This window comes from Ruminococcus champanellensis 18P13 = JCM 17042 (assembly GCF_000210095.1).
In the GTDB taxonomy this organism is placed as follows: Bacteria; Bacillota; Clostridia; order Oscillospirales; family Ruminococcaceae; genus Ruminococcus_F; species Ruminococcus_F champanellensis.
Map to the genome: position 1 here is coordinate 2336475 of NC_021039.1, position 16055 is coordinate 2352529.

At 56.6% G+C, this 16055-nt stretch carries 13 protein-coding genes; all 13 read right to left on the reverse strand.

Going from position 1 to position 16055, the window contains the following annotated elements:
• Nucleotides 1-1608 (reverse strand): hypothetical protein (locus tag RUM_RS10725; RefSeq protein ID WP_041326419.1); only part of this gene is annotated, 1608 nt, incomplete at its 3' end.
• A gap of 301 nt (nt 1609-1909) precedes the next feature.
• Nucleotides 1910-3118, reverse strand: coding sequence for a UTP--glucose-1-phosphate uridylyltransferase (locus RUM_RS10730; protein WP_015559127.1), 1209 nt, complete (start codon nt 3116-3118; stop codon nt 1910-1912).
• Between the two features lie 144 nt (nt 3119-3262).
• Nucleotides 3263-5248, reverse strand: a complete 1986-nt coding sequence (locus tag RUM_RS10735) for a bifunctional 4-hydroxy-3-methylbut-2-enyl diphosphate reductase/30S ribosomal protein S1 (protein ID WP_015559128.1) — start codon at nt 5246-5248, stop codon at nt 3263-3265.
• 9 nt (nt 5249-5257) lie between these two features.
• A complete protein-coding gene (locus tag RUM_RS10740) occupies nt 5258-5884 on the reverse strand; it encodes a lysophospholipid acyltransferase family protein (protein ID WP_015559129.1) in 627 nt (208 codons plus the stop codon).
• Entirely contained in the window at nt 5884-6549 is a 666-nt protein-coding gene (gene cmk / locus RUM_RS10745; RefSeq protein ID WP_015559130.1) for a (d)CMP kinase, read from the reverse strand. The genes RUM_RS10740 and cmk overlap by 1 nt, the downstream gene beginning before the upstream one ends.
• Nucleotides 6550-6567: 18 nt before the next feature.
• Nucleotides 6568-7797, reverse strand: coding sequence for a BaiN/RdsA family NAD(P)/FAD-dependent oxidoreductase (locus RUM_RS10750; RefSeq protein ID WP_015559131.1), 1230 nt, complete (start codon nt 7795-7797; stop codon nt 6568-6570).
• On the reverse strand, nt 7794-8006 hold the full coding sequence (locus RUM_RS10755; protein WP_015559132.1) for a DUF3006 domain-containing protein: 213 nt from the start codon (nt 8004-8006) through the stop codon (nt 7794-7796). The genes RUM_RS10750 and RUM_RS10755 overlap by 4 nt, the downstream gene beginning before the upstream one ends.
• A 1-nt stretch (nt 8007) precedes the next feature.
• Complete coding sequence (locus tag RUM_RS10760; RefSeq protein ID WP_081460059.1) at nt 8008-8928, reverse strand: ComEC/Rec2 family competence protein; 921 nt, start codon at nt 8926-8928, stop codon at nt 8008-8010.
• The gene (locus RUM_RS10765; RefSeq protein ID WP_015559133.1) at nt 8886-10781 is read right to left on the reverse strand and encodes a YgiQ family radical SAM protein; all 1896 of its coding nucleotides are present in this window, start codon (nt 10779-10781) and stop codon (nt 8886-8888) included. Before RUM_RS10765 ends, RUM_RS10760 begins: the two co-directional genes overlap by 43 nt.
• A gap of 10 nt (nt 10782-10791) precedes the next feature.
• A complete protein-coding gene (locus RUM_RS10770) occupies nt 10792-13362 on the reverse strand; it encodes a DNA translocase FtsK 4TM domain-containing protein (RefSeq protein ID WP_041326420.1) in 2571 nt (856 codons plus the stop codon).
• A 24-nt stretch (nt 13363-13386) separates the two neighbouring features.
• Entirely contained in the window at nt 13387-14220 is an 834-nt protein-coding gene (locus RUM_RS10775; RefSeq protein WP_015559134.1) for an undecaprenyl-diphosphate phosphatase, read from the reverse strand.
• 19 nt (nt 14221-14239) lie between these two features.
• Nucleotides 14240-14971, reverse strand: a complete 732-nt coding sequence (locus tag RUM_RS10780) for a ClpP family protease (RefSeq protein ID WP_015559135.1) — start codon at nt 14969-14971, stop codon at nt 14240-14242.
• A 172-nt stretch (nt 14972-15143) separates the two neighbouring features.
• Complete coding sequence (locus RUM_RS10785) at nt 15144-15890, reverse strand: tRNA 2-thiocytidine biosynthesis TtcA family protein (RefSeq protein WP_041326808.1); 747 nt, start codon at nt 15888-15890, stop codon at nt 15144-15146.
• Between the last annotated feature and the right edge of the window lie 165 nt (nt 15891-16055).

A 16055-nucleotide genomic window follows, 5' to 3' on the forward strand; every position in this document is an offset into this window, starting at 1 on the left:
TGTGCTGAAGGCAGGAGCTGCTGTGGTCTGGCTGCCTTCAACGGATGTACTGGAAGCAGGAGCCGCTGTAGTCTGGCTGCCTTCAACAGATGTGCTGGAAGCAGGAGCCGCTGTGGTCTGGCTACCTTCTTCAGTTGTGCCAGAGGTAGGAGCAGCTGTAGTCTGGCTGCCTTCTTCAGTTGTGCCGGAAGTGGGAGCTGCTGTAGTCTGGCTGCTTTCCTCAGTTGTGGAGGATACAATCGGCTCAGTAGAGGTTTCGGTTGTTTCCGTGCTGGTCTCTGTTACAGAGGTGGTAGTGGTCTCAGTGGTTGTTTCCACGGTCTTCGCCTTGGTAACAATCTCTCTTGTGATGTTCAGCGCACCGCCTGCTGCTGCACCGGATACCAGATCCATATTCAGCTCTACATGCTTTACAGAGCTTACAACTTCCAGACCCTGTGCATCGTAGTAAGCGATCAGCTCGTCCATCTGATCCTCAGGCATATCAGCCTTCATGGTAGCGTTGCCGCCGCCGATTACAACGTTTACGTTGGTCAGAGTACCAAAGTAGCTCATCAGATCACCGTAGCCGATGCTATATACAGCGCCGTACTTTGCCAGGAAGGTGTTTGCATTGCTTGCTGCGTTTGCATAACGAGCTGCCCATGTGCTGCTTGCAGCCAGAACATCCAGGCTCTTGAGTGCCTGCGGATAATACTTGCTGTCGCCGTACAGAGCGTACAGACCGTCCAGAGCATCGTTTACATCAGAACCGTTTCTGGTGGTGCTCATGCCCTTGATCCAGTTGTACTTGTTGGCTACTTCCTGCTTGTAGCCGTCAATGGTCTTCTCGCCGTTTGCCAGCTTGGTCTCCAGAACTTCCTTCAGTTCAGCCGGAGTCTGGTCGGTAATTGCGTTCTTTACGATTGCAGCAGCTTCATCATACTTGCTGTCGATGTAATCGTACAGATCCTTACCAGTGCCATCGCCGAACAGGGTGTAGCTTGTACCGTTTTCATCAGTGAACAGATATGTAGCACTGATCTTGTTGTCATCGTTTAGATCGGACAGATCCAGGTTCACGGTAACAGAACCCTTTACACTGAATCCGCTGAAATCCAGAGCAGTCATGTTGGAAGCTGCGCCTGCGCCCAGAGTCTTTTCAACCTGCTTTGCCAGCCGTGCGTTTGCCTCATCAGCAATCAGTGCACCGCTTTCAGCCAGCTCGAAGTTTACTTCGTAGGTATCTGTTGCAGTTCTTGTGAGTACGCCGGTCTGAATGTTGCCTGCAATGGCAATTGCCAGCTCGTCGTATGCACCATTTCTGAAGAAACCGGTGTAGCCGTTCAGCAGGTTCTTTGCAACGGATGCATCCACCTCTGCGGTGCCGCCAATTTCCGGTGCATTCTGCTTGAACAGGGTGTTAAAGTTCAGACCCCATTCAGACTTCTGCTCAGGATTATCCTCAACATTAGGATCAATGTCTGTGAAGCTCTTGATGGTGACATTGGTATCTGCAGCGTTTGCTGTCAGAGTTGTCACTGCCGGAGCTGCAAACACACCCTGTGTGAGAACCAGGCAGGTGCTGAGCACGGACGCCATACTTCTCTTGAAGAATGTCTTTTTCATTTGTTTACCTCTCTCCCATTATTCAATGTTTTCCACTGTTCCATGCATGTCCTGCACAGCACAGTGTGCCCGCATTCCCGCTGCCGTTTGACATACTCCACCTATTCTCGCAGCATACAGGAACGCTTTATAAGACGATTCTATCATAAAAATGCCGTCAAGTCAATATGAATTCCGGTTTTTTTTTAAGAATACATCATAATTTTTTGCCTGATAAAACGCCGCATTTCACCATTTTCTCTGCATGGCGAAAAAGACGGGGTCTACAGTGCTAAAATTTGTATACTTTTCACACATTCCCTCAGAGCGTAACTCCGTTCAACTTCAGCAGCTCACGGGCGCTCTCCAGAGAATCTACGCCAGTGGCATTTTTAATAGGCGCAAACTCCTTGTTCCGCTTTACCTCATAGGACAGACAGCTGTTCTGCATATGCACCATATCCAACACCAGCGTCTCGAACTTGTAGCCATTGGGTGTTTCCGGCTCCACCAACTGCCCCTGTTCATTCATATAAGGGATCTTTTTCTTGACCAGGTGCACCGGCATCTGCTGATCCATGATCTTTTGCAGCTTATCCACCCGGAACAGATAGTTGAGGATCACACCATAATTATAGGACAGCCTGCCGCCGGGTTCCCGGAGCGTGCGCATTTCCTCCGTCATTTCATAGTACTCTACAATAGAAGGCTTGCCGTCCTCCAGGCACAGCACGCCCACCCGTTCGTCCGGATCCGCCTTGGCAACCACCTTGGCGCCCGCCTCACAGCCGGATGCAATGGTCGCACCGATAAAGCATGGGTCTGCAATCTGCTGCAGAACGTTATCCACTGCAAACACATTCAGCCATTCCACGCCCCGTTCCTTCAGATCCTTGAGCAGCCCTGCCCGAACCATGGAACTAAACCAGCCGCCGTTACCGTTGGGGGAGCTGCACACTGCCCCGGGCGCTTCCAGCATCATCCTACCGTCAAAATCCGTGCAGGGTGCCATTTCCTGCACAAAAAAGCGAACCTGTCCCGGATCATAGCCAAAATACTTGTGCGCTTCAAAGAAAGCAATAGTATCCGTATTGTTCTTCTCACTGGTCATCACATACAGCGGCACCCAGGAGCCGCAGCGCTTGACCACCTGCAACAGATTCTGTACCAGACATTCAAACAGATACAGCTTCCGGGTCACCCCTACATTCAGCGTACCCTTTGGCCCATCCAGCCCCAGCCGGGTGCCCTGGCCCCCTGCCAGCAGCACGGCGCCGATCTTGCCGTTCTGCAGTGCGTTCAGCCCCTGCACCATATAGAACTTTTCCTTACTGCGGATCTCATCAATGGTCAATGCGCCCAGCGGCATGAATGTGCCTCGTTCTTCTTTTGCCTGATGCTTCAGCCCTGCCAGAACAGACAAATCCATACGGGAAAGCTGCTCCTTCAGCTTCTCCTTCTGTGTGCCGTCCAGTGTCTCATAATAAGAAAGGATGTGTTCCTGTCCGTATCGTCTGAGTGTATCTACCATACATGTATGCCCCCTCGTTTTTGATTACCGCTCTCTCTGTGCGGCATTGCCTATATTATAACAGGTATGTAGAGAAAAAACAAGCGATTTATACAAAAAACCGCCGGACATTCGCCCGGCGGCTCTGCAATTTACTTGTTTGGATTATTCAGCGTCCTCAGAAGAGTATGCAACCTCGTCAGCTTCATCAGCCTTGGCTGCGTCAGCGTCCTCCAGCAGTGCCCGCATGGAAATGCTGATACGCTTCTTTTCCGGATCGATCTCTACGATCTTGACCTGAACCTGCTGACCAACGGAAAGGATGTCCTTTACGTTGTCAACACGCTGGTTTGCGATCTGGGAAATGTGGATCAGACCGTCCACCCCGTCCATGATCTGTGCAAATGCACCGAACTGGGTGATGGAAACAACCGTCGCATCTACCACGTCGCCAACGTGATACTTTGCCAGGAACTGCTCCCAGGGATTGTCTTCCTTCTTCTTGTAGCCCAGGGAAATGCGGTTTGCTTCCGGATCCAGAGCCTTGATGTAAACCTCCAGCATGTCGCCTACCTTGACAACCTCGCTGGGGTGCTTGATGCGCTTCCAGCTCAGCTCAGAAATGTGAACCATGCCGTCAATGCCGCCCAGGTCAACAAATGCACCGTAGCTTGTCAGAGACTTCACTTCGCCAGTGAATACCTGGCCAACCTCTGCGGTCTCCCAGAACTTTGCTCTTGCAGCATCCTTCTGTGCCTTTGCAACAGCCTTGATGGAGCCCACTGCACGGCGGCGCTGCTCATTGACCTCAATGATCTTCAGCTCAACCGGCTTGTTCTTCAGAACGGACAGGTCAGCATCTCTGCCCAGACCGGACTGGGATGCGGGAACGAATACCCGGACGCCATCGCAGGAAACAATCAGACCGCCCTTCACAGCGTTCTGTACGATGCCCTTGAGGATGGTGCCCTCTTCCTTTGCCTTTGCAATGTTCTCAAAGCCTACCAGCTCGTCAACACGGCGCTTGGACAGCAGAACATAGCCCTCGGGGTCATTGATCTTGGTCACGATCAGATCCAGCTCATCACCGGGCTGTACCAGGTCAGCCGGCTTCTTACTGGGATCGTCAGTCAGTTCATCCAGGGGAACATAGCCGGTGTGCTTGGTGCCCACGTCTACGATCGCCTCGTTGTTGTTTACAGAAACAACGTAGCCCTTAACTCTCTCTCCTGTATGTATTTTTTTGAAGGACTGCTCCAGAGCCGCTTCGAAATCAATGTCCTCATCCAGATTATTTTTCGCAATGTCAGTCATGGTTGTTTGTACCTCCTTAATGATATAAGCCGGGGTGGATGCTCCGGCCGTGATGCCGATCCGTTCGGCACCGGAAAAATCGAGCGCAAACAGCTCGCCTGCGTTTTCAATATGGTACGCCTTGCAGTTCCGGCGGCAGACATCGTAAAGCTTGACCGTGTTGGAACTGTTCCGTCCGCCTACCACTACCATGACGTCAGTATCGGCGGAAAGCCGTGCCGCATCCGACTGCCGGCTTGCGGTGGCATTGCAGATCGTATCGAAAACCAGTATATCGGGATCGTCCTTTGGTAATTGTTTCAGACAGTCACCCCATAATAATATATTATACGTTGTTTGCGCGACAATTGCAAGCTTTTTTTTGAATTTCGGTGAATTTTTATCAATGTAACACTTCAGCTCGGTTTCGTCCTTAAAAACTGCACAGTTTTCGTCACAATGACCAACGATCCCCTGCACCTCCGGGTGGGATGCGTCCCCGGCAATCAGAATAAAGTATCCCTTTGCGGACTGCTCCGCCACGATTTTATGGATCCGGGCAACAAAGGGACAGGTAGCATCGATCAGGGGATTTCCCTTTTCGGCGATCTGCTCGTAGATCTTCCTGCCCACCCCGTGGGAGCGGATCACCACCCGCTCTCCCGGCTCCAGCTCCTCCACGGAGCTGACGATCCGGGCGCCCTTGGCGATCATGTCGTTTACCACGTCCGCATTGTGAATGATGGGCCCCAGGGTTGCCACCCGTCCGCCCTTTTCCAACTCCGCATACACCAGCTTCACCGCCCGGTCCACCCCGAAGCAGAAGCCAGCGGTTTTGGCAACTGTGATCTGTACCATACGTCCTCCTTATTCCTGCACCGGCTCTGCCGGGGGCAAGGGCGGCTCATCCACCAGTCCCTTGATCTCCGTCATGATCCGGTTCTTCAGAGCCGCCAGCTCTCTGGGCTTGGGATCCTCCCCCAGTGCCAGCTCCGCCGCCTGAATGGGCTTGCCGAACCGAACGATGATCTGACTGCGGAAATGCAGCTTTCCGGTGAAGGTGATGCCCACCGGCACCACCGGCGCACCGGTCTGGGCAGCGATCAGCGCCACGCCGGTTTTGCCCCTGCCCACTCTGCCGTCCTTGGATCGGGTGCCCTCCGGAAAGATCATCAGCACTCTGCCGCTGCGCACATATTGCTCCGCCGTTTCGATCACGCCGTTGTCACCGGCACCCCGGGTCACCGGGAACGCCCCCAGCTTCCGGATCAGCCAGCCGAAAAATTTGTTCCGGAACAGCTCCTCCTTTGCCATGAACACACAGCGCTGTCCCCGCAAACGGGTAGCGAGCAGGGGCGGATCCGCATAGCTTCTGTGGTTGGACGCCAGCACAAAGCCCCCGGATGTGGGAATGTGCTCCCTGCCCTCCACCTGGATATGATAAAAGAGGAAATAGAGGAATCTGACCACCCAGTATCCGAAACAGTACAGCATTACAGTCCCAGCCTTTCCCGGCACAGACCTAGCAGATGGTCGATCACCTGCTGCTGATCCATCTGGGTGGTGTCCACCAGCACCGCATCCTCCGCCTGCCGCAGGGGGGATACTGCCCGGTTCCGGTCAGCCTCATCCCGCTTGATGATATCCTGCAAAATCTCATCCATAGGGGGGCAATCCGGCTTTGCGGACAGCTCCAGATACCGGCGGCGGGCACGCTCCTCCGGGGAGGCGGTCAGAAAGATCTTCAGATCCGCATGGGGCAGCACCACCGTACCAATGTCCCGGCCGTCCATAATCACGTTGTTCTGTTTGGCAAGCTCCAGCTGTAAATCAAACAGATACTGCCGGACTGCCGGAATGGCGGAAACCACCGATGCAGCCATGGAAATCTCCGGTGTACGGATCAGTCCGGACACATCCTCTCCGCACAGGATCACATGCTGGGTGCCTTCGGAAAAGCACAGGGAGATCTCCGCTGTTTGCAGGGCTGCGGTAATCTGCTCCGGGGTCTCCGCCCCTTTCCGCTTTGCATGCAGCGCCACCGTCCGGTACAATGCCCCGGTGTCCACATAAATAAAGCCAAGTGCTGCTGCCACCGCCCGGGCGATGGTGCTTTTTCCGGCGCCTGCCGGGCCATCGATTGCAATATTGATACTCATATCCGTTCCTTCCCTGCCTTATATGCTGCATCCGGCTGCATAACCGGTGGCAAAGGCAATCTGTAAATTAAATCCTCCTGTGTAGGCATCCACGTCCAGCAGCTCTCCGGCAAAAAACAATCCCGGCAGCAGCTTGGATTCCATGGTTTTGGGGCTGACCTCCTTGACGGATACGCCCCCCCGTGTGATGATGGCTTCGCTGATGGAACGGAAGCCCTGCACCGTCAGAGGAAATGCCTTGAGAAATGCGCCGAACGCCAGCCGCTGTGCCTTGGTGATCTGATTCACCCGGATGTTCCCGTCCATACCGGACAGCTGAATCGCAGCCGGGATCATGCCCTTCGGCAGCAGCTTTGACAGGGCGTTGAACAGGGTTCTGTTCTGGAACAGCTGAAAATCCCGCTGAAGCCGCAGATCCATCTGCTCCGGGGTCAGCCCCGGCTTTAAGTCAATGCTCAATGTGTACCGATCCGGCTCGATTTGGGGAATGTGGCAGCTGGCACTGAGCACCAGAGGACCGGATACCCCAAAATGGGTGAACAGCATCTCCCCAAGCTCCTGGAACAGGCATTTTCCCCCATCATACAGGGAGAGAGTCACATTCCGCAGGGACAGTCCCATCATATCCCGACACTGCTTCTCCCGGATCACCAGGGGAACCAGGGAAGGCTCCGGCGGCACAATGGTATGCCCTGCCCGGCGGGCAATGTCATACCCGTCCCCGGTGGAGCCGGTGGCAGGATAGGACATGCCCCCGGTGGCAAGCAGTACGGATTCCGCTTCATATGCCGTTCCATCCACCAGCAGTCCCCGGCAGCAGCCGTCCTCCAGGAGCAGATCCGTCACCTGCCCCGGAATCACCTGTACCCCCAGTCGGCGGCATTCCTGCCGCAAAGCGGAGACGATCTCTCCGGCGCTGTCGCTGACCGGAAATACCCGGTTGCCCCGCTCGGTTTTCAGCCGCACCCCCAGGGCTTCAAAAAATCCCATCACATCCGCCGGACTGCATGCGGAAAAGGCACTGTATAAAAACCTGCCGTTCCGGGGGATATTGGCGAGCAGGGTGTCCCGGTCACAGTTGTTGGTCACGTTGCAGCGTCCCTTCCCGGTGATCCGCAGCTTTTTTCCCAGCTCCCCCTTGGGGTTATGCTCCACAATTCCCACACGCCGACCCCGGCGGGCAGCAGTGATCGCCGCATAGCAGCCTGCTGCGCCCCCTCCGGCAATCAGACAATCCAATGTACTCATGGCTTGCTCCTCAGCCGCCGATATCTCTCGGCGATCTTCTCCCGGCGGCGGCTGGTTTCCGCTGCGTCCACACAAATGCCCGACCCGGTCTGCACCAGCACGTCTCCTTCCTTTACATCCGGAGGCAGCTGCTGCCGGGGCAGCTCCAGTCTGCCCTCCTCCGTTTCAATGACGGCAATGCCGCCCTCTATCCGATCCAGTATCCACATGCTAAGCCGCCTCTCTTTCCCAGTGCACCTGAATATCCCTGCCGTCGGATACCATGACAATGGTGCCAAGCAGATCCGTCCGGTAAATTTTATCCGTATAGTTTTCCAGCCGCTTCACCGTGTTGGCATTGGGGTGATTGTAGGAATTGTCCCCGCATTCGATCACCGCCATGGCTGGGGTTACTGCCTCCAGGAACTTCTTTTTGGTGGAGGTGCTGCTGCCGTGATGCCCCACCTTCAGAACATCCACCGGCGCAAGGCTCTGCGCCGCCAGCAGTTCCTTTTCCGCCTTTTCCTCCATATCCCCGGTAAACAGAAAGCTGTTGTCCCCATAGGTGAGCCGTGCCACCACGGAATAATTGTTCAGACTTTTGTAATCCGTACCCAGAGGCCCCAGGATTTCCAGCACCGCCCCCTGATCCAGCGTAAACCGATCCCCGGGAGATACGATCTCCAGGGTCAGGGACGCCTGTTCCACTGCGTCCAGAAACCGCTCATAGCTGGCAGTGGTGGGCAGATCCGCCTCCGGAATGTCCGACACCAGCACATGCTCCGCCGGAATCTCCCTCAGCACCCGGGGCAGTCCCCCGATGTGATCCGAGTGGGGATGGGTGGCGATCACATAGTCCAGGGATCGGATCCTCTGCCCCTGCAAATACTGTACCACCGTGTCCCCGGCTTCCTGCTCTCCGGCGTCAATGAGAATCTCCGTTTCGCCGCACCGGATCAAGGTACAGTCCCCCTGTCCCACATCGATAAAATGCACGGACAAGGTGCCTTCCGCCGGGGCAGTCCTGGTTCCGCTGCGCTGCCGGATCAGATTGCACAGCAGCAGACCCAGGATCAGCAGAACCGTCAGCCCGACGGACAACGCCGGACTCAGCGCTTGCCTCTTCGGTCTGTGCCCTTCCCTTTTCGCCATTTCTGCCCGTCCTTTCTGCTCCGATTCCTGTCAGCGGCAGGGATTCTGCGTGCAGGCTCCTCCGGTGCCACCAGGCAATCCGGCCCGGTACCGATGAGATCCCGCCTGCCTGCTTTTTTCAATGCCGCCAGCACCAGCGCCTTGTTCTTGGGCTGAAAATACTGGAGCAGCGCCCGCTGCATAGCCTTCTCCTCCGGGGTCTTGGGCACATACACCGGTTCCATGGTATAGGGATCCAGCTCCGTGTAGAACATACAGGTGGATAAGGTACCCGGGGTAGGATAGAAATCCTGCACCTGCTCCGGGTGGATATGCTGCTGCTTTAAAAAGACCGCCAGCTCCACCGCCGCCTGTAGGGTGCTCCCCGGATGGGAGGACATGAGGTAGGGCACCAGATACTGCTCCTTGCCCATGCCCTTGGTGATCTCGTAGAATTTCTTCTGGAAGGCAAGATACGCCTCGATATGGGGTTTCCCCATTTTATCCAGCACCGCCGCCGCACAATGCTCCGGCGCCACCTTCAGCTGTCCGCTCACATGATACCGGATCAGCTCCCGCAGAAAGGTGTCGTCCGGATCCGCCATCAGGTAATCATAGCGGATGCCGGAGCGGATGAACACCCGCTTGACCCCCTTGATCTTCCGGAGCCGCCGCAGCATATGCAGGTACTCCCGGTGATCCGCATGCAGTCCCTTGCAGGGAGTGGGCGCCAGACACTTTTTCCCTTTACACAGACCGGCGGTCAACTGCTTTTCACAGGAAGGATGCCGGAAGTTGGCGGTGGGGCCTCCCACGTCATGGATATAGCCCTTGAAATTGGGCATCTGCACGATCCGCTCCGCCTCCCGGATCACGGATTCCTCGCTGCGGACAGTGATCCGCCTGCCCTGATGCAAGGCAATGGAGCAGAAGTTGCAGAAACCGAAGCAGCCCCGGTTGTGGGTGATGGAAAACTGCACCTCTGCAATCCCCGGCACCCCGCCCTGGGGTTCATAGCTGGGGTGGTAGGTACGGGTATAGGGCAGGCTGTACACCCAGTCCAGCTCCTCCGTGGTCAGAGAAAGCGCCGGCGGATTCTGCACCAGCATCCGGCTGCCGTGCCGCTGGATCACCCGCTTGCCATACACCTCATCCTGCTGATCGTACTGAATCCGGCACGCCTTGGCATATGCCTTCTTGCTCTCACACACCTGGGCATAGCTGGGGCATTCCGCCGCTCCAAAGGGAGTATGCTCCGGAGCGGTCATATAGCAGCTACCCCGGATCTCCGTCAGTTCCCCCACCGGGATCCCGTCCCGCAGGCCCTGGGCAACCTCCAGAATGGAGTGTTCCCCCATGCCGAACAGCAAAAGATCCGCACCGCTTTCCTCCAGAATGGAGGGGCGCACCCGGTCGTCCCAGTAGTCATAGTGAGCGAACCGGCGCAGGGATGCCTCCAGTCCCCCGATAATCAGGGGGATATCCCCGTACAGCTGCCGGATCTTCTGACAGTACACCAGTACCGCCCGATCCGGTCGCTTGCCGGCTTTGCCGCCTGGGGAATAGGCATCCTCCGAGCGCTTCCGTTTGGCGGCAGTGTAGTGCGCCACCATGGAGTCGATGTTGCCGGAGGTCACCAGGAATCCAAGCCTGGGTCTGCCGAACCGGGTGAAATCCCGGTCACTGCGCCAGTCCGGCTGGGACACGATGGCAACGGAAAAGCCCTTCGCCTCCAGCACCCGGGAGATGATGGCTGCCCCGAAGCTGGGATGATCCACATAGGCGTCCCCGATCACATACACAAAATCCGGCACATCGATCCCCCGGGCGTTCAGCTCCTCCCGGGTCATGGGCATCATTCCTGTATCCGGCATACTGCTCCTCCTAGTTTGATTCCTGTCGGCGCATCCGCCGCTCTGCCGCCTGCTGGGGACTGATGAGCACCTTCCGGGGCTTTGCCCCCTCATGGGGGCCGATGACACCCATTTCCTCCAGCTCATCCATGATCCGTGCCGCCCGGGCATAGCCCAGCTTCAGCTTCCGCTGCAAGGAGGAAGTGGATGCCTGTCCCAGCTCCACCACCACGTCAATGGCACGGTCGATCAGTTCATCGTCCCCCTCTGCCCGGTCGCTGCTGTCGTCCTCAAAGCGCTCCCCCTTCACGGCAGGCATGCTTTGCTCCACAGCCTCCATAATATCGTGGCTGTATTCCGCCTTGGCTTCTTCCTTGATGTAGCCAACCACCCGCTCGATTTCCTCGGTGGAGCAGTAGCAGCCCTGCACCCGGACGGGCTTGGGCAGACCGTTGGGAAAGTACAGCATATCCCCGTGTCCCAACAGCTTTTCTGCGCCGCCAACATCCAGGATATTCCGGGAGTCCATCTGACTCTTGACGGACAGGGCGATCCGGCTGGGCACGTTGGATTTGATGAGTCCTGTAATGACATCCGCCGTAGGCCGCTGGGTGGCGATGATCAGGTGCATCCCGGCAGCTCTTGCTTTCTGGGCGATCCGGCACACCGCATCCTCCACTTCCTTGGAGGAGGTCATCATCAGATCCGCAAACTCGTCAATGACGATCACGATCTGGGGCAGCGGATCCAGATCCTCCCGCTTTGCCGCCAATGCGTTGAAGTCCTTCAGATCCCGCACATTATAGCTGGCGCACAGGGCATACCGGCGATCCATCTCCTGGGTCGCCCAGTTCAAAGCGCCTGCCGCCTTCCGGGGATCCGTCACCACCGGGATCAGCAGATGTGGGATCCCGTCGTAGATCTTGAATTCCACGATCTTCGGGTCGATCAGCACCAGCTTCACCTCCGTAGGCTTTGCGTGGTACAGGATGCTCATAATAATGCCGTTGGTGCAGACGGACTTACCGGAGCCGGTTGCCCCGGCGATGATCATATGGGGCATTTTCGCAATATCTCCCAGAATGATGTTGCCGTCAATGTCCTTGCCCACTGCAAAGGACAGCTTGCTTTTGGATTCGGTAAACTGCCGGCTCTCCAGGATCTCCCGGATGCCAACCATATCCTTGTGGGCGTTTGCCACCTCGATGCCCACTGCCGGCTTTCCGGGAATGGGGGCTTCGATCCGCACACCCCCTGCCGCCAGATTCAGAGCAATGTCATCCGCCAGGCTTGTGATCTTGGCGATCTTCACCCCGGCGGAGGGCTGTACCTCATACCGGGTGACCGTAGGCCCCCGGTTGATGCCGGTGATCCGCACCTGCACGCCGAAGCTGTTGAGCGTGTCCACCAGAATATCCGCATTCTGCCGCAGCTCCAGCGCCGCATTGGGATCCGCCGCCTTGCTGACGCTGGGCTCCAGGTAATCAATGGGAGGCAGCCGGTATTCATACACCGGGGTCTGGGCCTCTCCGTTGACCACTTCCGCCTCGATCTCCGCCGTCATGGCTTCGGTCTGCGCTGCCTGCTCCTCCTTCTTGGTGCGCTTCGGCTCCTTCACGGCGGTTGCCGCCGCTACCAGGTCATCCAGCTCCGCAGACTCCTGACTTTTCTGGATTTCCGGCTCCGGCTGCTCCGGCACCGGATCTCCGGAACGGCGCTCCCGCTCCCACTGGGGGGAATCCGGCTGGGGCAGATCCTCCGGCACCAGGGCATTGTCCACAATGGGCACATCAAACCGGAAATCCTTCGCCCGGGATGCCCGGGTACGCCTGGGCTGCTCTGCGTTCGCCATAGCAATGGCTTCCCGCTCCTCCCGGGCGGTGCGGCTCCGGAGCATTTCATCATAAGCATCCAGGTACTGATCGTCATACCTCGCCTGCCGCACTGCACGATGCATGCTCCGGAAGGGACGGCTCAGCAGCCGGAACAGGTCGATCAGCCCCGTATTGGTCAGAAGCATCACAAACACGAACAGCATCAGCAGAATGATGATCTTGGCACCGGTCACATCAAACAGCCGGATCAGCGGCCAGGCGATCAGCGCACTGAACACACCACCCCCCTGCAAGTCCTTCCCCTGCCGGAACAGGGTACGCACACAGTCCACCAGTCCGTCCCCTTTGACCTCTCCGTAAAAGAAAATCTGGACAATGGCGCTGCTGAGAATCATCAAAGCAACCCCCCAGAATGCCTTGCCGGATACGGTCTGGTGGGAGCGCTCCATGCCAATGAGGATCGCCGTATACACCAGGATCAGGGGGATAAAGGCGGACGCCACCCCGAACAATCCGAACATGGTGGTATGTAGCACATGCCAGGCACTGGTGCCCGGTATCACGATCAGCAGCAGGGACAGAACCCCCAGCGCAAACAGCATAATGGACCAGAACTGGTTGGCGGTATCCTGGGGCGGCTTGGGCGGCTCCTGCTGCCGTTCCGCCGGTTTTTCTGCCGGGCGCTCCGCCGGCTTCTTGGTGCCCCGTGCATTGGGGTTGGGCTTCTTTTTCGGGGTAGGCTTCTTCTGCGCCGCCACGCCTGTCATCTCCTTTTTCTCTGTATGTATCCTTTACATCTTATAAATGGAATAGCCGATCACAAACAAGCCAAGCAGCAGGGTGTATACGGCAAAGATTTTGAACTTCTCGCTCTTGACCAGCCAGTTTACCATGCGGATGGCGCAGATGCCCACCACAGCGGATACCACAAAGCCGATGAGCATGGGCAGGAAGTCAAACTCGATGCCCTCCGCTGCCGCATCCTTTACCTCCAGCAGGCAGCCCCCCAGGATCGTGGGAATGCCCAGAATGAAGGAATACTTCACTGCAGTTTCTCTTGTAAAGCCGCTGAACAGACCGCTGGCAATGGTGGAGCCGGAACGGGAGATGCCCGGCATCAGAGCGATGCCCTGGAAAATACCCACCGTCAGCGCATTCTTGACGGTAATGTCCTTCGGCTCCCTTGTTCCCTTGCCACAGCGATCCGACAAAAAGAGGATCACTGCCGTGTACAAAAAGCAGAAGCCGATGACGATCAGATGCTTGTTGGAAACCTCCTCCACCAGATCCTTTAAAGGATACAGGGGCACCAATACCAGCAGAGAGATCAGCAGCATGATAATCATGCGCCGCTCCCCGTTCATGGTGCTCCACTTGAATTTTCCGGTGAAAATATCCTTGAGCATGCATCCAAGCTCCTTGATGAGTGCCCAGATGGTATCCCGGAAGGCGATGAATACCGCCACCAGCGTGCCCAGGTGCAGGATGGCGGAGAAAAACAGACCGTTTTCCTCCGTACTGCCGAAGATCTGCTGGTACAGCGCCAGATGCCCGGAACTGGAAACCGGCAGAAATTCCGTCAGTCCCTGAATGATGCCTTGAATGATTGCGTCTAAAATACTCATGTGTTTGTCTCCTTTGCCTTTATGCAGGATCGTCCGGGTATCGTTCCTCCCCCGCCTCGATCAGTCCGTACAGACAGGCGACAGCGTCGGACAAGCCGCCCAGACTGTCGATCAGTCCAAGCTCCACTGCCCGCTCCCCGTCCACGACGGTGCCCACATCCATCACCAGCTCCTCCGTCTCCATCATCAGCGCACGGAACTGCTGCTCGGATATGCCGCTGTTGGCGGTCACAAAATTCACGATCCGGTCCTGCATTTTTTTGAAATAAGATAGGGTCTGCGGCACTCCCACGATCATGCCGTTCATCCGCACCGGGTGAATGGTCATGGTGGCGGAGGGTACAATAAAAGAACGCTTGGCACTGACTGCAAGGGGCACGCCGATGGAGTGACCGCCCCCTACCACCAGGGATACGGTGGGGGTTTTCATGCCTGCCAGCAGTTCTGCAATGGCAAGCCCCGCCTCCACATCTCCTCCCACGGTGTTGAGAATGATGAGCAGTCCCTCAATGGAGCGATCCTGCTCAATGGCAACCAGCGCCGGAATGATATGCTCGTACTTGGTGGTCTTGGTACGCTCCGGCAGAACATAGTGACCCTCCACCTCGCCGATGACGGTCAGACAGTGGATCAGATGCTTGGCGTTGTGTGCCACCACCTGTCCGTTCTGTTCGGCAAGCTCCGCCTGGTCTGCGGCACGCTGGGTTTCGGTCTGATCCTTTTCGTCCCTTTTTTCCTCGGAATCGGTCATAAAATCGCCCCCGTTCTGAATCTGTTTCCGTTGGAACAGGGGTATTGTACCGCATCCTGCCGCAAATATGCATACATTTATAGTTTAACCCATCCGGCGGAGAAAGTCAAGGCGATGTTGTCTAAAAAATCCGGAAAATCCTGTCGGATCCTCCGGATTGACAAACCGTGCTTCAGTCCTCCCGCTCCCTTGGTACCCAGTTCACCCCGCCCCAGCCGTCAATGTTGCTGCGGCGCATGGCGCCGAAGAGCCGGTCGGTAAAGCCCTTGCTTTCATGCTCCATCTGCGCCAGAAATTCCTTTGTCTTCTGCCGCATGGTGTAGCCGTCCGCCGGGCACTTGGATTTCTGCACTGCCAGCTGGGTCTTGACCGCCGCCCGGCGCACCTCCCGCTCCGGGGCAAATACCAGGGGGCGGATCAGAGTGATCTTCTTCCGGGACAGGTAGCTTTTGGGGGAGAAACAGCCGATCCGCCCCTCAATGAACAGATTCATCACAAAGGTTTCCACAGCGTCGTTGAAGTGATGCCCCAGGGCAATCTTGTTGCAGCCGTTGGCAACCGCCGCATCGTGCAATGCTCCCCGGCGCATCCGGGCGCACAGACTGCATGGACTTGCCTCCTGTCGGATCTCAAACACGATCTTCCCGATGTCCGTGGGCAGCACCACATAGGGCACTCCCAAATCCTTGCACATGGCGGCAATCTCAGAAAAATCCCCCGGCTCTCCCCCGAACTGGGGATCCAGGGTAATGGCAACCAGCTCATAGTCAATGCCGATGAACCGGCGCAGCATTGCCAGCCCTTGCAGCAGCACCAGACTGTCCTTGCCGCCGGATACCCCCACAGCGATCCGGTCGCCGTCCTGGATCAGATCAAATTCCTGTATGGCTTTCCGCATATATCCCAATATTTTTTGCACGGTCAACGCACCTTTCTGCTTCATCTCCTTAAAAGTATACCACTTTGGTGGGGAAATGTAAAGCGGTGCTGCAAAATTTGTCCCAACGGGTCTTTTTCCGGCTCCGGTCTTGCAAAAGCATCCGGTCTGGAGTATAATGATAAAGTGGCATCCTATCGCAATCAT